This window comes from Streptomyces sp. ME02-8801-2C, from assembly GCF_033793965.1.
In the GTDB taxonomy this organism is placed as follows: domain Bacteria; phylum Actinomycetota; class Actinomycetes; order Streptomycetales; family Streptomycetaceae; genus Streptomyces.
In genome coordinates this window covers 92,690-108,614 of record NZ_JARAXP010000022.1, presented here as the reverse complement: position 1 = coordinate 108,614, position 15,925 = coordinate 92,690, and the positions used below count along the sequence as shown (strand labels likewise).

The 15,925-nt window shown below is 66.7% G+C and carries 17 protein-coding genes and 1 pseudogene; 12 read left to right on the top strand and 6 right to left on the bottom strand.

The features are described from left to right. Positions 1-250, bottom strand: a 250-nt coding sequence (locus PV396_RS40015) for a DUF445 family protein (RefSeq protein ID WP_319213239.1), incomplete at its 3' end; no start/stop codon positions are given. Here PV396_RS40015 and PV396_RS40010 point away from each other — a divergent pair. The 4 genes from PV396_RS40010 (at position 249) to PV396_RS39995 (ending at position 6,467) form a co-directional block, all read left to right on the top strand. Beyond that, the gene (locus PV396_RS40010; RefSeq protein ID WP_319213251.1) at positions 249-2,453 is read left to right on the top strand and encodes an ALF repeat-containing protein; all 2,205 of its coding nucleotides are present in this window, start codon (positions 249-251) and stop codon (positions 2,451-2,453) included. The two genes, PV396_RS40015 and PV396_RS40010, sit on opposite strands and share 2 nt — an antisense overlap. Positions 2,454-2,538: 85 nt before the next feature. After that, the gene (locus PV396_RS40005) at positions 2,539-4,506 is read left to right on the top strand and encodes a DNA/RNA non-specific endonuclease (protein ID WP_319213238.1); all 1,968 of its coding nucleotides are present in this window, start codon (positions 2,539-2,541) and stop codon (positions 4,504-4,506) included. Between the two features lie 40 nt (positions 4,507-4,546). Continuing rightward, the gene (locus tag PV396_RS40000; protein WP_319213237.1) at positions 4,547-5,590 is read left to right on the top strand and encodes a hypothetical protein; all 1,044 of its coding nucleotides are present in this window, start codon (positions 4,547-4,549) and stop codon (positions 5,588-5,590) included. 151 nt (positions 5,591-5,741) lie between these two features. After that, entirely contained in the window at positions 5,742-6,467 is a 726-nt protein-coding gene (locus PV396_RS39995; RefSeq protein WP_319213236.1) for a restriction endonuclease, read from the top strand. A gap of 75 nt (positions 6,468-6,542) precedes the next feature. Here PV396_RS39995 and PV396_RS39990 read toward each other — a convergent pair whose 3' ends face one another. The 3 genes from PV396_RS39990 to PV396_RS39980 form a co-directional block, all read right to left on the bottom strand. Next, the gene (locus PV396_RS39990; protein WP_319213235.1) at positions 6,543-6,683 is read right to left on the bottom strand and encodes a hypothetical protein; all 141 of its coding nucleotides are present in this window, start codon (positions 6,681-6,683) and stop codon (positions 6,543-6,545) included. A gap of 147 nt (positions 6,684-6,830) precedes the next feature. Beyond that, positions 6,831-7,403 (bottom strand): hypothetical protein, encoded by a 573-nt coding sequence (locus tag PV396_RS39985; RefSeq protein WP_319213234.1) that lies wholly within the window; start codon positions 7,401-7,403, stop codon positions 6,831-6,833. Continuing rightward, a complete protein-coding gene (locus PV396_RS39980; RefSeq protein WP_319213233.1) occupies positions 7,387-7,509 on the bottom strand; it encodes a hypothetical protein in 123 nt (40 codons plus the stop codon). The genes PV396_RS39985 and PV396_RS39980 overlap by 17 nt, the downstream gene beginning before the upstream one ends. A 513-nt stretch (positions 7,510-8,022) precedes the next feature. Here PV396_RS39980 and PV396_RS39975 point away from each other — a divergent pair. The 3 genes from PV396_RS39975 to PV396_RS39965 all read left to right on the top strand — a co-directional run bounded on the left by PV396_RS39975 (position 8,023) and on the right by PV396_RS39965 (position 10,996). Next, positions 8,023-9,804 carry an AAA family ATPase gene (locus PV396_RS39975; RefSeq protein WP_319213232.1) on the top strand — a complete coding sequence of 594 codons (1,782 nt, stop codon included), beginning with the start codon at positions 8,023-8,025 and terminating at the stop codon, positions 9,802-9,804. Positions 9,805-10,046: 242 nt separating this feature from the next. Next, positions 10,047-10,433, top strand: coding sequence for a GntR family transcriptional regulator (locus PV396_RS39970; protein ID WP_319213250.1), 387 nt, complete (start codon positions 10,047-10,049; stop codon positions 10,431-10,433). Beyond that, positions 10,430-10,996 (top strand): HD domain-containing protein, encoded by a 567-nt coding sequence (locus PV396_RS39965; protein ID WP_319213231.1) that lies wholly within the window; start codon positions 10,430-10,432, stop codon positions 10,994-10,996. Before PV396_RS39970 ends, PV396_RS39965 begins: the two co-directional genes overlap by 4 nt. Here PV396_RS39965 and PV396_RS39960 read toward each other — a convergent pair. After that, positions 10,984-11,457, bottom strand: a complete 474-nt coding sequence (locus PV396_RS39960; RefSeq protein WP_319213230.1) for an NUDIX domain-containing protein — start codon at positions 11,455-11,457, stop codon at positions 10,984-10,986. The genes PV396_RS39965 and PV396_RS39960 overlap by 13 nt on opposite strands. Before the next feature lie 2 nt (positions 11,458-11,459). Then, positions 11,460-12,233 (bottom strand): helix-turn-helix transcriptional regulator, encoded by a 774-nt coding sequence (locus tag PV396_RS39955; protein ID WP_319213229.1) that lies wholly within the window; start codon positions 12,231-12,233, stop codon positions 11,460-11,462. 414 nt (positions 12,234-12,647) lie between these two features. On the opposite strand from PV396_RS39955, the gene PV396_RS39950 reads away from it, so the two are divergent. The 5 genes and pseudogenes from PV396_RS39950 to PV396_RS39930 form a co-directional block, all read left to right on the top strand. Beyond that, on the top strand, positions 12,648-12,794 hold the full coding sequence (locus PV396_RS39950) for a hypothetical protein (RefSeq protein WP_319213228.1): 147 nt from the start codon (positions 12,648-12,650) through the stop codon (positions 12,792-12,794). Positions 12,795-12,969: 175 nt separating this feature from the next. Next, positions 12,970-13,782 (top strand): DUF4097 family beta strand repeat-containing protein, encoded by an 813-nt coding sequence (locus tag PV396_RS39945; RefSeq protein WP_319213227.1) that lies wholly within the window; start codon positions 12,970-12,972, stop codon positions 13,780-13,782. 127 nt (positions 13,783-13,909) lie between these two features. Continuing rightward, a complete protein-coding gene (locus PV396_RS39940; RefSeq protein WP_319213249.1) occupies positions 13,910-14,200 on the top strand; it encodes a hypothetical protein in 291 nt (96 codons plus the stop codon). Continuing rightward, entirely contained in the window at positions 14,197-15,336 is a 1,140-nt protein-coding gene (locus tag PV396_RS39935) for a conjugal transfer protein (protein WP_319213226.1), read from the top strand. The genes PV396_RS39940 and PV396_RS39935 overlap by 4 nt, the downstream gene beginning before the upstream one ends. Then, positions 15,333-15,707: pseudogene (locus PV396_RS39930) on the top strand (RRQRL motif-containing zinc-binding protein); the annotation flags it as partial. The gene PV396_RS39935 and the pseudogene PV396_RS39930, both read left to right, overlap by 4 nt. Positions 15,708-15,925 lie beyond the last annotated feature (218 nt).

The following is a 15,925-nucleotide window of genomic DNA, read 5'->3' as shown; positions in this document are numbered from 1 at the left end:
TGTGCGGGATGGGCAGTCCGAGGGGGTGCCGGAACAGCGCGGTCACGGCGAACCAGTCCGCCAGCGCACCCACCATGCCCGCCTCGGCGGCCGCGGCGACATAGCCGGCCCAGGCGCCCGCGCCCTCGTGCGAGGCCCACTTGGCCAGCACGTACACCACGGCCACGAAGAGCAGCAGCCCGGCGGCGATGAGCTTCATCTGCCGCACGCCCCGCTGTTTCTCCTCGTCGGCGGCGCTGAACGTGGTCATGGTGCGGTGCGAGGCGGGCGACCGGGCACCGGCCGCCGCCTCCGCCGCCCGCAACAGCGCCGCCGCCGCGACCGCCGCAGCCCAGGCCGCCGCCTCCGCCGGTGCAGCCCAGGCGGAGGCCAACGAGGCCAAGCGTCAGGCCGCCATCGCCACGAGCGCCGCCAACCGCGCCACCAACGCCGCCTCCGCCGCCCAGGCACTGGCGACCGCCTCCGCCAAGGCGGCCCGCACCGCCCGCGACGCCGCCAACTCCGCCGCCAACCACGCCGACAAGGCAGCGGACGCCGCCGAGGAGGCCGTGAAGTTCGCGGGTCAGGCCGTCGACTACGCCAACAGGTCGACCGCCCACGCCGGGGAGGCCGTGAAGGCCGCCAACCTCGCCACCCAGGCCGTCAGCGACGCCATCGACGTGGAGAAGAACGCCCGCGCCGCCGAGGCGCAGACCCTGGAGCAGGACAAGCAGCAGGCCATCGAGGAGGCCCGGCAGCTTGCCGCCATCGAGCAGGCCGAACTCTCCGACGTCCGCGAGAAGCGGCTGATGGCGGAGCGCACCACCCAAGCGACCAAGGACCTCATCTCCAAGGCTGAAGAGGCCCTGTACTCCGGCGACATGTCGGTCGCCGCGACCCTGGGCAGGCAGGCCGCGGTCGCCCTGATCGACGCCCGCGGGGCCAACACCCGGCAGGCCGCCCAGCACGCCCTCGCCGGCTCCGACGACGACGTCTGGGCCTGGATCGACCTCGACCGGGTCCTCGCCCAGGGGGAGGACGACCGCGAGACCACCCTCCACGTGGCGACGGTCGGCGGTCCGAAGGTCGCCGCGGCCGCCGCGGCCGCGCTGGAGAGCACCAGCTCCAAGGCCGTCGGCGACTTCCTCACCGGCGGCATGAAGCGTGCCTCGGACGAGGACCTGCGTGTCGCCATCAACAAGATCCTCGGCGACAGCGGTACCGGCAAGGCCGTCAAGGATGCCGGTAACAAGGCGCTCGACGAGAACACCAGCGACTCCCTCAACCGCTTCTTCGACCATGACTACCCGCTGGCCGTCAATGAGGACGACAAGGTCCGGGCCGTCGAGTTGATCAACATCGCGGGCGCCTTCACCAAGGCCTACGCGGAGGTCGCGCTCGAAGGACCGGCGTGGATGCTGCGCCACTTCATCACGGTGGTCCAGTTCCGCACGGCGCAGCTCGACTTCGACACCGCCACCCACGTCGCCGCCGTCCGCGGGGCCATCGCCGCCGCCGCCAAGATCGCTGAGAAGGCTCAGGAGGACGCGGCCGTGGCCTCGAAGGCCGCCGCCGACGCCCGCAATGCCGCCGCCGAGGCTCAGAAGTGGGCGCAGAAGGCGCTCGACTCCGCCGCCAAGGCCAAGGACTACTCCCAGCAGGCGCGGGACAACGCCGACGCCGCCGACAAGTCGGCCGCCGACGCCCAGGCCTCCGCCACCAAGGCGAAGAACGCCGCCGCCACCGCCCGCGGCGCCGCCCGCTCCGCCAACTACTCGGCCAACAAGGCCGTCGACTCGGCGCGCGCGGCCCTCGCCTCGTCCGCCGAGGCCCAGCGCTCCGCCGCCGCGGCCCGCGCCTCCGAACTCGCCGCCTCCGCCGACGCGAAGGCCGCCGCCGCCGCGTACGCCCAGGCCAAGCAGATCGTCGCCGACAAGAAGCGGGCCGAGGTGATCGCGAAGGCCAAGGAGGCCGCGCGCAAGGCCCAGGAGGAGCGCGACGCCAAGCGGGACCCGGCAAACAACGACAAGAACAACCAGGTCAACCCGAACGGCACCGCGGACGGCGACGCCGACGAGTGGTGGAACGACGCCCAGTTCTACGCGGACGCCGCCAACGTGGTGAGCATCGGCGCCGGGTTCCTGGCGGCCGGCTGCGCCCTCGCGGCCACCGTCTTCCCGCCGGCCCTCGCCGCGGCCGGCTTCTTCGCCGGAGTCTCCGCGGGCGCGGGCGCCCTCGGCACCCTCTTCACGGGCATCGAGCACGGCTTCACCAGCGGTGCCTTCTGGGAGTCCGCCGCCGGCACCGGCCTGAGCCTGGTCTCCTTCGGCGCCTACAAGTGGGTCGGCGCCGCCGACAAGGCGCTCGGCGGCGGCCTCGTCAAGCCCGTCGTCGGCAAGATCACAGACACCGGCGAGGACCTGGTCTCCGGCATCACGAAGGGCCTCAGCGACATCTGGACCCTCGCGTCCTGATCCCGCCCGTTCTCTTTCCCGGGGGCGGCGTCAATCAGGCGGCGCCCCCCTCTCCCCCCTCCCCCTACGGAAAGTTCCTGCCCCCATGCATGGAATACCTGGCGGGCGTGTCACAAGGAGACGCGCCCGCTCGACGGCCCTGACCGTCCTCACCGCCCTGACCCTCGTCATCACGACGGCCGCGACGAGCCGGGCGGCCGAGCCGCCCGCGACGGCGAAGGCCTCGTCCGCCACCAAGTCCGCGGCGCCCGACGCGAAGACCACCGAGACCGAGACCAGCAGGTTCGCGGCCGGATCCGGTGAGGACTGCACCGCCACCGCGCCGGGCTCGCAAGAGCGCCGCGCGGGTGCCGTCGAGTCCTGTGTGACGGTCACCCCCGCCCCCGCGAAGGCGAAGAGCCGCGCGACCGCCGCCGCTCCTGCCGCCTCCGCAGCAGCAGCCACCGCAGCAGCAGCCGCCGGAAGCTGCGACATCACCAGCCCCGGCAACTACACCTACACGCGCTTCTCGTACTGCGTGACGGGCATCAACATCACCTACATCCTCCGCGACAGCAGGGGCGTGGAGATCGGACGCGGCGTTCTGGAGGTCTCCACCGGCGGTGACCTCTCCCCGACGGCCACGACCTGGAGCGAGCAGGTCTCCGTCACCATGACCCTGGCCACCGGCGACGTCACGTCCCTGAACGCCAAGCTCCGCGCCTCGTGCGACGCCGGATGCACGGCCACCAAGACCGCCCCCTGGTTCGGCGGCGCCATCACCCTCAACCAGACCCTCACCGGCAACGTCACCTTCTCCTCGGCGCAGACGGCGGGCTCCTCCGCCTCCTTCTACACGGCCTACGCGATGTACGTGACGTCCCCGGGCGCGACGGCGACCGACCCGAACGCGTCGTGGAAGAACTCGCGTCAGCTCAGGTGTGACGACGCGGTCGGCGGCACCTCGGTGGCGGGCTGTGCCGTCCCCTCCGTCATGGCCGTCGTACCGATGAAGGCGACGAGCGCGGACGCGGGCGGCGCCGTGGCCGCCTACGGCTGGGCGCAGAAGAACCTCAACGGCGCCTGGGGCAAGAAGGGCAGCCCGCTGACCCGGTCGACCAGCGGCGTGGCCGGCCGTACCGCCAGCACGTGCGGGGGCTTCACGGCGCAGCCGGAACTCGTCGACGCGGACAGTTGCGGCGACTTCCCCTTCGGTGAGGCGAAGGAGGGCGGTGCCGCCGGCGCCCGGTGCGTGGAGGTGATCCCCAACCTCGGCAACGGCGAGTGGGACACGTACGTCCTGAACGACGCCCGTGTGGTCGACCCCGCGTCACCCTGCGTGCAGGCCCATGTCACGCCCGCCGAGAAGCAGTTCGCCGACACACAGCTCGCCGACGGTTTCAAGGACCAGCGGGTGATCGACGCCGACGAGTTCGAACTGCCCGTCTCGACGCCGGACACTGGACCGCACGCCAGCTGCCTCAACGACCCCTCACCGATCGGCTCGCTCCCCAACGGCGACGGCTGGTTCATGAACACCACCGAGGCGGTGCCTCTCGTCAACCAGACCGTCCCGACGAGCGGGCCCGGACAGCGGCCCACCCGGGCGCAGGCATGCCTGGGCAGGAAAATCACGGACGGAAGCGGAACCAGCGACCCCATCACCGGATGGAAGGACGCGGAAGAGTTCAAGAAGGCGAGCGGAGTCAGCAACGGCCTGGCCCGGTGCCACCTCATCGCGAAGGTCCTCGGCGGAATGGGCACGACAGCGGAGACTCGGTCCAACCTCGTTCCCTGCTGGCAGTCGGGGATGAACACGGGCACGCCGAGCATGCGGACCTACGAGACCATCGCGCAGAACATGATCAAGGACTCCAGCTCCAGTCTCGGGGCGAGCGACGCGATCTTCTACGAGGTGACACCCGTCTACAAGGACGCGAAGAGCACCATTCCGGTGGGCGTCACGATGAGCGCTAACATCGAACGGGCGAGCGGGGCCACCGAGGAGCTGTTCCCCAGCGTCTACGTGACCAACACCCTGCAGAACACCGGGACGCTCAACCTCGGCAACTGATCAGCACAGCCATACCAGTTCGCGCCAACGGGAGCCGGGCATGAGTTTCACCACCCCACCGCGGCCTATCGACATCACCGCGGTCTTCCCTCAACTGGCCCCGCTGGCGCGTACGGCGACCCGGCTGCACCCACGCCCCGGGTCGCCGACCGTGCGCGACAGTTCCGTCGGCGGGCCGCTCCTGTGGCCCGCCGACGAACCGTGGCTGTACTGCGACGAGCCGCACGACAGCCACGCGGCACCGGTGGTCCTCTCACCGGACGACGTCCGGCTCCACCGCCGCATCCGCGCCGCATCGGCCGAGCGGCTGCGCCTCGACCCCGAGGCGGCCCAGTGGACCCCCGAGGAAAAGGAGACCCTGGAGCGGATCAAGGCAGGCCGCCCGTGGTTCGACGGCCCGATCCCCCTCCTCCCCGTCGCCCAGCTCTACGGTCGCGACAGCCTCTTTCCGCGCCCGTCCGGCACGGACCTCCTCCAGGTGCTGTGGTGCCCCTTCGACCACGAGGAGTACGCCCACCCCAGGACCGCCCTCTTCTGGCGGGACTCCGCCACCGTCACCGACGTCCTGGACGCACCGCCCGAGCCGCCGATCGTCCAGCTCGACTACTACCTCCCGGAGCCCTGCCTGCTCTCCCCGGAGCCGGTCACCGAATTCCCCCACCCAAGGGACCTGGAGGACGAGGTCCGGGACCAGTTGGCCGACGTGAGCCGCTGGGAGACGATCGACCCCGCGCGGTACACCCCGTACTCGACCGATCTGGGCGAGCTGTACCTGGGCACCCTCTCCACCGCCCCGGGCTGGAAGACCGGCGGTTGGACCAGCTGGGACGTCACCGACCCCGACGACCGCCCCTGCGCCAAGTGCGGCACCGAGACGGTCCCGCTCCTGACGATCGCCTCCTCGGAATGGGACGCCATCAGCAAGTCCTGGATCCCCGAGGAGAACCCGGCGAACCAGACCCCGCCTCCCCTGGGCGCCCGGGGCGGCAACTTCACCCTGCTCGACATCGCGGGCGCCAACAAACTACAGCTCTACGCCTGCCGGGCCGACCCGTCCCACCCCCACATCGCACTGGTCCCGTAACCGGCGTACCGGAAGCCGGCCGGCGGCGACCAGCTGCCCGCGTTTCACCCAGGTCGGCGGCCGGATTCGAGCCATTGGCCAAGAGGCGGTCTACCTGCGCCACCGCACGGCTGTCCACACTGCTCGGCAGACAGCCGACGGAGGGGGAGTCATGGCCAGGAAGCGCGGGCGACGATCATCCGCACGCAGCCAGTGGAAGGTGATCCTCAGCGGTGGCGCCCTGCTGCTGGTCACGCTGGTGGTGTTCTGGTCAGCGATCTGGCCGTACCTCGTCGGAGCTGTCGTGCTCGGCGGCCTTGCCACCGGAGCCTGGTGGCTTTTGCGTACGGACCGGCTCCTTCGCGGCGGGGACCGGCGCTGGCGCGGGCAGGACGCGATTCGGGTCGGCCATCGGACACTGGCCGACGTCGACAAGATGTCCGGCACCGAATTCGAAGACCTGGTCGCGGCTCTCTGCCGGCGCGACGGCTGCACCGACGTCCGCCGCGTCGGCGGCTCCGGAGACAACGGCGCTGACGTCACCGGCCGTCTCCCGGACGGCCGCACAATGATCATTCAGTGCAAGCGCTACACCACCACCAGCACCATTGCCAGCCGGGAGCTGCGTGACCTCCTCGGCGCGAAAGCCCACTTCGGCGCCGACCTGGCAGTCTTCGTCACCACCACCCGATTCAGCCGCCCCTCCGAAACCTTCGCCCTGCAGAACGGCATCCTCGCCATCCATCGCGACCACCTCGGACTGTGGAACAACGGAGCCACCTTGCAGTCCCTGTTCAGCGTCAACGGCTCCGGCCAGGGCGACCAACGGCACCGAGCCCGCTGGAAGAGGACATACGGCACGTCGCCCAGACCCGCAGCCCGTCGTCGAGGTGCGTAGCTGCATGAGGAGGGGCCTGAGAATCGTCACGAGGCCCCCGAACTCCCCGTCAGAGAACCGCACCACAGCTTGCGGCTAGCGCTTCTTGGTCTTCTTCTGCGGCGGGTTCCACTCGCCGCGGTGCAACTGACAGCGGGAGTAACCGATCATCGCCGGTTTCTGGCACCGCTTGCCGGTCTTGGTATGGGTCGACCCGCACTTGACCTGTTTGCCCATTCGTCCTCCTCTGTCCGGTCGGAGGCGTGCCATGTCAGGACCATCGTCACCGGCGGGCGGTGCGAGCCGCTCTACCTGCGCGCGTATTCGACTGATTCCCGCTCTTTCAGGTCCGGATCATGACATTCTCGCCGAGGCCGATCGGCATCAAGGCAGCAGCTCACTCAGCGCCGGTGTTACGCCTGGCCGTACAGGGCTGCCAGATCGATCAGGGACGCCGGGGGTGGTGGCGGCGACGCGGGCCTTGTCGTTGAAGCCCGCCCCGCTGAAGCAGATGAGCTGAGTACGGGTGGTGTCGTAGCGTCCGGCCTGGGTGATGAGGTCGCGGATGTGCCGGAGGCGATCGATGTGCGAGATGCCCATGGTGTCGTTCCACTTGGCTTCTCCGATGGCCAGCAGCGGCGGCTTGGCTCCGTCCGCGATGCCGACGACCGCCACATCGGTCTCGTGGCCGGTGCGGGCTTTGGGGTCATGGACGACGCCGTGGCCGACTCGGGCCGGGAGGCCGCCGAGCAGGTCGGGGTCGGCGTGGTGGAGGGTCCAGTCGCGGCAGACCTGTTCGAAGTGGGGGCCGAGGACGTTGCTGGTGAAGCGGCGACGGGGGAAACCTGGCCACGAGGACCTGCTGCGCGCAGAACGACGTCCAACACGGTGTCGGCCAGGGCCGCGTAACTGTGAGAGAACCAGGCCGTGTTGGCCTCCATCACGGCCAGCGCTCATGACTGGTGCCGGGGTCCTGGATCAGGCCGACATCGACGGTAACCGCGCTGGGTAGGGGCTCCCCGACCACGGCGAGGAGTCCCTGCCGGAAGATCGCCGAAGCCATCTGGGGACCCCCGGAGACACCCACTGTGGACAAAAACCAGGACAACGGGGTCTGAGAACAACGTCGAAGGGCCCCACCTCGCGGTGGGGCCCTTCGACATCGTGCCCGGTGAGGCACTGGCGGAGGATACGAGATTCGAACTCGTGAGGGGTTGCCCCCAACACGCTTTCCAAGTCTGTTGGTCCAGGTCAGAGGGTGTTCGTGGCCGTTCGGGCCCGTTCACAGCCGTACGTGGTGCCGGAGAAAACCGCAGTCCGTACGGCTCTGAACGCCCGCGCACGGCCATGAACGAGACGGAAACTGAGACGGAGCGACCTCTTGGGTGAGGACGGTCTGGTCTCCTGTGCACCCTGCTCAACGAGTAGGGGAGCTGAGATCTCTAGGCAGAGCGCTTGCGTTGAGTCCTGGTGTGGCGTCGAAGCTGCGGCTGAAGTTTGGGATTCTCATCATGATCGACGCCCCTCTATATCACAATGGTCCTCAGTGTCGCCGTATCTTCTTCCGGGAGTAAACATGAGTGAGATCTCTGGTTTCGAGATCCAGGGTTTTCGAAGCTTCTACACGGAACCGCAGAGAGTCTTCCCGCTAGGTAAGATGACTGTAATTGCCGGACCGAATAACAGCGGTAAGAGTAACATCTTCAGATTTGCGGAGAAGTTCATTTCTCCGCTGGCTGGAGGTGGAAGGGCAATTTCAGATCTAGACGCTTTGGACGTTCCTATTCTCCCTGACGGTGTGAAGGTTCCTCCGTTTGGATTCGGCATCTCGTTGTCGGTCGATAGTCCTTTCGATCACGTGGATGCAATTTTTCAATATCGCTCACGAATTGACTCTAGATCCGGTCGAACTTTGGAAGAACTTGCTAAACACCCGATGCTCTACAGTGAGGAGGATAAGGCTTTTTGGTTTCGATTTGAACGCAATTCTGACGGAAATGCCACCCTCCGTCGCGATTGGCTGCAGACGATTTTCGCGGACATGAAAGGAATGGATCGAGCCTTTGCTGACCTTGCTAACGACCTCATGGGCAGCGCATCGGGCATGGAGATCAATATTCATAAAATCGTAGAGCATCTCGCTCAACCATTGATTTACCCGAAAGTTGTTATGATTCCAGCTTTTCGGGAAATCGTTTCTGACGGCTCGCCGACTCCTAATCTGACCCGTTTGGATGGTCGGGGACTTCCCGGGTTTCTGCACGCGCTGCACTCGCCCTCGGCTGAGCGATATCGTGAGGATTCGAAGAAATTTCAAAGAATCAACGATTTCTTGAAGAGTGTACTTGAAGAAGAGGATGCGCAGATCGCAATTCCTTACAACAGTACAACGGTCCATGTAAGCGTAGGAGGCCGAGTGCTTCCTATTGAGAGCCTCGGCGCTGGAGTTTCGCAGGTAGTGATGTTGGCGGCGGCTGCGACCTGGCATTCAGGTGCCCTTGTGTGCATCGAGGAACCTGAAGTGCATCTTCACCCGATTCTCCTTCGCAAGCTTGCCCGATACCTGATGGCGGAGACGGACAATCGATACCTCCTGAGTACTCATTCAACGAGCCTTATGGATAATCCCCAAGTGACGGTTGTCGACATCTCTCATACGTACGAGAACGGCACCAGGATTCGAACAGCAGTCACTGAACATAATCGTGCGCGGATCTCTCGGAGTCTAGGGTATCGAGCATCAGATATTTTGCAGTCAAACTTCATCGTTTGGGTTGAAGGGCCGTCGGATCGGATTTACGTCAACCACTGGATTCGTCTCAATGATGCCTCGCTAATCGAGGGAATTCACTACAGTGTGATGTTTTACGGTGGGAAGCTTCTTTCGCATCTCAGTGGCGCCGAATGGCTCGCGCCGGCAGGGGCGGTGGAAGACTTTATTCTATTGTTGAAGATCAATCGAAACATGGCGATCATTATTGATTCTGATCGCAAGTCGGCTGCGGATGAAATCAGGGAGACGAAGGTTAGAATTCTGAAGGAATTCTCTGATTATGGTGGCTTCGCATGGGTTACTTCCGGACGGGAGATCGAGAATTATGTGCCGCAGGAGGTATTCGAGTCGGCGGCGCAACAGGTGCACCCGAGTGCGACTCCCGTTAAGCCGACGAGCGAATTTGATGACAAATTTTCCGGCGTGAAGCGAAAAAAGGAAGGCGATCCCGGTGTTGTAACGCCAGATAAGGTGGAAATTGCTCGTGCCGCCGTACGTGAGTCTGATTCTTTGTGGGATGTGTTCGATCTAAAAGAACGTGTGCTGATCCTTGTTGATCGAATCCGTAAGGCGAACCATTTCTAGAAGATATCTGGTTAGGGAATGTTCTGGATATGCCACATGGGATCCGTGTTCTGCACTTCGGAGAGAAGGAAATTTGGATGCTCAAGGAACCTGGCCGCAGGTCGAAGGGCGCATGGTGGCACGCTTGACCGTGACGACCCGAGACGGAGTGGGGAGGGCGAGTGCCGCAGCAGGTGAGCCCGCGCGGGACCTTTCAGAAGATCGCGGATGTGCTCAAGGCCCGAATCGAGGCGGACGCGGAGATGGCTGAACTGCCGCCAGCCGCTGAGCTTGTGCGCGATCACGGGGTCTCGCGTGGCGTAGTGCTCCGGGCGTTCGCAGCGCTCCGGAAGGACGGCATGGCAGAGCCGGTTCCTGGCGGCCGGTGGCGCGTCATCCGGGACGGTCAGCGGACCGACCGTCGAACCCTCGCGGAACGGCTCGCTGACGTCATCGCGGATGATGGACTGGAAGTAGGGGCAACCTTTCCGAGTGCTTCCGCTCTATGCGAGCGGTTCAGTGTTTCGCGCCCGACGGTGACGAAGGCACTGGAGAAGCTGGAAGCTGCGGGATGGCTGTCTGAAGGGGGGCAGGGCAGGCTACGAACTGTGCGGGCCCTGCCGAATCGAGAGGAGCGTTCGTCACTTTGACGGGACTGACTGAGTGGGCGTACCCGCTCGCGGAATCGCTGCTGTCTGAGCCGCTGCCGCGTCGCTGGAAGCACTCGCTCGGAGTTGCTGAGAGGGCACGCACCATCGCTGCCGTCGTCGGCGAGGACGCGGAGCTCTTGGAAGCGGCTGCGGTACTGCATGACATCGGTTACGCGCCTGACCTCGCCAAAACGGGGTTCCACCCACTCGATGGTGCGCGCTACCTCCGGGACATCGCGCGGGCGGACGAACGGGTCGTGAACCTGGTCGCGCACCATTCCTGTGCGTGGATGGAGGCGGACGCCCGGGGCCTGCGCGAGGAACTTGAGGGCGAGTTTTCCCGCGAACCCGCCGGGCTGAACGACGCGCTGTGCTACTGCGACATGAACACGACGCCGGACGGCACGCCCACGAACCCCGTGGACCGGATCAATGAGATCACCGGACGCTACGGGCCGGACAGCCTGATCGGCACGTTCATCCGCCGAGCTGAGCCAGAGATCCTTGCGAGCACGTCACGCGTGCTCGAACAGGTCGCCGCCGTCAAGCGTCAGCCGATGTAGGGCACTGTCCGCGTTTGATCCATCGCGTGCTCAATCCTGAGTTGCATGGTGGGGTGAATGTCGTACTGAGACAGGTCCGTTGGGTCGACCCAACGGACCTGCGTCGTTTCGTTGCTCGTACGGACATCGCCGCCCACCGGCCGCGCGCGGAAGCACATGCTGAACTGCTGCCGGACCTCGCCGTCGTCGTACTGGAGCACGTGCGCGGGGTCGGTATAGACCCCGGACAGTTCGAGGACTTCCACCTTGATGCCGGTCTCTTCCCAGACCTCCCGCACCACGGTGTCGCTGATGAACTCGCCGGCGTCATGGCCCCCGCCCGGCAGCGCCCACCGGCCGTTGTCGGAACGCTTGATCAGGAGCACCTGTCCTGCGGAATTCTGTACGAACGCCACCACGGACGGAACGACCGAGTTCGCCGGCGGGGCGTCGGGGTTGTGGAAGTGGTCAATGCGTCCCATGGTCAGGCTCCCTTGAAGTCAGCTTCCGTGGCCTGGCGTGCTCCTCCCCAGGTTTGTTCGATGCTATTGGCGTAGGTGTCGAACAAACCGCCGCCGGGCATTCGCCGCAGGTGGAGGACGGGAGCCATGTACGCGGCGACGCCGTAGACATGGGTGTTGACCAGGATCTCGTCATCCGCGCGGAACAGGGAGTTGTACAGCGTGGCTTCGTGCAGTCGGAACCGTATTTCCGGGTGGCTCTCGAACAGCGGGCGGTAGTTGACCAGGGCGTTGCGAATCTTGCCGTCCATGATCCCGTGACCCTCATCGATGCCGCGCTGCTTCACCGCCGCACACTTGGGATCTCCGAGCAGGATGCGCACCTGCGTCTGCCCCATGTGTCCTCCCAACTCCACCTTCTTCCTGAGGAGACCGAGGAACTGGGGGTCTTCGGACAGGAACAATCCCGAGTACACGAGGACATCGAGGTACCTCTCAGCGCGCTCGTATATCTCCCGCCAGAGGCCGGACGGGACCAGGTGGCGATGCGGATAGACAGTGACGATCTCCGCCTTGCTGAGATCCGCAGCGCTGTCCACAGCCCGGGTGTCGTCCCACAGGGTCGTGACGTCCACCCTGAGCGCGGACGCTGTGGCGTACTGGTGTCGCCGGTACGGCACCTTCCCCTGAGTGATCCACCGTTCCACGGTCTTCGGGTTGACGTCGATTTCCTCGGCCAACCCCTGAACGGTCATGCCACGGGCCAACAGGGCTGATCGCAAACGTTCGTTGGACATCTGCTCTCCCGGTGGGACTTCTAGGGACCTCTTGACGGTAGCCAGAAGTCCCTGAGGTGTCCACGCATGGGGTGACCAACTCCCCTGACCTGCACCGATTCTGATGGTGCACCAAGAAGTCTTGGTGCGAAGCCAGGAAGTCCCGTCGCTGTACTTGACGGACCCCTATGCAGTACCTGTAAAACAGGTACTGCATCACCGGCACGGAACAGCTCGTAGGAAGGCGGCCTCGGCCGCTCGCCGCGAGCGTCCGTGATCGGCAGTTGCTTGAGAACTGAACAGCGTGATTCGAGAACGACGAAACCTCAGCCCCTGCCCGGCCATCACGGGCGTACGCAGCGAAGCAGGCAGGGGCGCGCGGCCCGCCGATCCGTTCGGCGCGGGCCCACCACCTACGACAACTCAGGAGTCCACATGTTCGGCGTGCAGTCGCAGCAGTCGTCCGACCTGACCTCCCCGGAGTCCGTGCAGCGCGGTCAGGAGGTCTACGACCGCATCGCGTCCGGTCAGTGCACGGACGTCGAGAAGGAACTGAACGAGGCCTACGGCCGCAACGGCTGACCTCTCCCAGCACTACAGCCCCGATGGTCTTCGGGCCGGGTTCGACTCCCGGTCGGGGCACTTGGCCCGCCGCTTGCTGCGGCTTGGCCTGCGTATCCGGTGCGGCGGCACTCCCGGACAGGACAGCCCGCCGCGCCGGATCTTCCTATCCCGGCGTAGTCAGGAGCAGTAGCCCATGACCGAGCGAATCATCCCCGTGGACGTCGTCGGCCCGATCGCCCTGGATCTGACGATGGGCACCGGCAGCATCCGGGTCGTCGTCGACCCAGCGTTGAAGCAGGCGCGCATGGTGCTGACGACGGACGCCACGTCCGGCCCGTCGGCCGACGCGATCCGCGACACCACCGTCAGCCTCAACGGGCAGAACCTCCGGGTTCGCGTCCCGGACGTCGCCGGCGGCATGAACGGCAGCACCACCATCCGCATGGGTGGCGGCACCATGACGTTCTCCGGTGGCAACGGCGTGCAGATCGTGAACGGCAATGTCCACATCACCGGCCACGGCGGCGGCAAGGTCTTCGTCAACGGCCGCGAGGTCACCGCCACCGGCCCGGCCGGGGACGCGGCGACGCCGATCACGGCCGTTGTCCACCTGCCCGCGCGGTCGGTGGTCACGATCAGCACGTACAGCGCGAACACCGTTGTCACCGGCACTTTGGCGCGGCTGGAGTACGTCGGCACGTCCGGCACGCTGACCGCTGAGCGGACCGGTGACCTGGACGCCACGGTCACCAGCGGCAGCGTCGTCGTCGGCGAGGTGACCGGTCCGCTGGATATCAACCTCACGTCCGGAAACGTCAATGTCGGCGCCTACAGCGGCCACAACGCCCGGTTGAACCTCACTTCCGGCAACGTCCGCATGGCCGCGACCCCGCAGGCCACCGGCCGTCTGTCCGTGAACGCCACCTCTGGCAGCGCCCGCATCACCGGCGCTGGTCACCTGAACGTTCGCCGCCGGGTGACCAGCGGCTACGTGCAGATCGGCTAGCACGCGTCGCGCTCATCAGCACCACCGTCTGACCCCCGTTCTTCGCGGGGCGGTCGCACTCCCGGACAGGACAGCCGACCGCCCCGTGCCATCCCGACGTACTTGAATGGAGAGATCCACCATGCGTATGCGCACTTTCATTGCCGGTCAGGAAGCGTTCGGCGACCTGGAGTTCGCGGAACTGGCGCTCGGTATCGACGTCGACCTGTTCCGGGGCCCGCTGGAGTCCGAGACGGACGACGACCGCGCGGCCCGCGAGGACGCGGCCCGTGACGTCCTCGCCGACCTGGCCGCGATGGGTGAGGCCGGTGACGAGATCGCCGGTTGGGACGCCCTGTACGCCGACGCGCTGACCCGCACGGTCCCCTTCCTGCGTTCCGCTCGCGCCCTGCGCTCGGGGACGGGGGAAGCGGCATGAGCGAGACGCGCAAGCCCCTGACAAGGGTTCAGATCGGCGTGCTGACAGCCGCGTTCGTGCCCATGCTCGCCACGGGCGTGATCGGCGGCATCGGCACCTACAGCAACATCGGGCACGCCTACGGCAAGGGAACCGCTCTCGGTGCCCTCGCCGCCGGCGAGGGTGCGACCGCCGTCCTCGCCCTGGTGCTGCTCGGTCTGACCATGCTGGGCCAGTCCTCCCCGCGCGTCGTACGGATCGGACTGTGGGCACTGCCGGCCGCCGCCGCCGTCATGGGCGCCATGGCCGCGCCGGACCCGGGACGCACCGTGATCTACGCCCTGACCCCCATGGGCATGTCCGTATCGGCGGAGGGCATGGCGTTCCTCGCGCGGCGGATCGTCGTCCACACCGACGGCCGCGACGCGGAGAACGAGCGGCGCACCGCCGACACCGTCCAAGCCCTCGCCTACCACCGCGCACGCGCCGCTCAGCATCCAGCCGACCGGGTCAGGAAGCGGTCGGAGCGGGCGTCATGGCGTCTGGCCCGCAAGGTCGGGGTCGGGGACGCAGCGCTCGGATCAAGGCTGCTGGACGTACAGCGCGACCGGATCACCGCCGGTGCGGATGCCGCCCTCGCGTCGATGTTCGGCGGAACTGACCCGGTCCCCGCCCTCGTCACGAATGCGGAGGAATCTACCGAGACCATCAGGAAACGGTCTACGGCTGACCTGCGGGAATCGACCCCGGCGCCGACGGTGGTGCTGACTCGATTCTCGGTGCCCGATCCGGTGGCGGTCGACTGCGTAAAGCCGACGCTGCCCCTCAAGCCGGTTGCGGCGATCACCTCGCCGATCGTGCCGGTGAAGACCGACCGGACGCCGACCGGGTCGACGGGGCGGCGGACGGTAGCGGCCGACTCCCCCCGATCCCGCCGGGCGACCGGCCGGGTTCCCTCCGTGGCCCGATCGCCCCGGCCGAAGCGCACGACGGATCAGTTGCTCGCTGAGGCCCGCACCGCGACCGCCGATTGGCCGGACAGCCGGGTCACGGCGGAGGGTATCCGCCGCGAACTCCACACCTCGCCGGCGAACGCGCGGACGCTGCGGGACACGATCCTCGCCGAACGCGCAACCGGTGGCGGTAAGGCCGCGTGAAGCGGCTGACCCTCGCCGACTGCTTCGACCCGAACGGCGAACGCTTCGGCATCCCCACCTATCCGTGGCGCTGCGCCCCCGACGGCTTGGCCACCCGCCGCCAACTCCGCATCCGTGGACTACGGCCGGGTGGTCAGGACATCGCGGCCCAGCTCCTGAGGCCGCGTCGCCGGCGCGAACCGCTGACCGCGTACCTCTACCGGGTCGACCTCGCCCGTCCGGTGCGGCCGATGACCCCGGCCAAGTGGCGAGCGTTGGCCAAGGCCGACACCGCCCGCCGCACCTGCCCTCAGTGCCGAATGGACGTTGGCTACTGCATCCCGCGCTCTCACGGCATCTGCGGTAGGTGCATCGCCGTCAACGAAGAGGCTGCGGTCTGGTGCAGCTCAGAAGAGATTCGTGACCAGGCCAACCGCCCACGCGCCGTAGGTCTTCCAGCGATGTGACGTGCGGCAGTAAAGACGCGGCTTCCGACGTCCTGCCTGGTTGATGCGCGTCTCGCACCACCGGCATTCCAGTTCGCCGTAGTACCTGCCGTCTTCCCCCAGATGAGCCCCCATGAGCAGGACCTTAGCGGCCCACTTGGCCG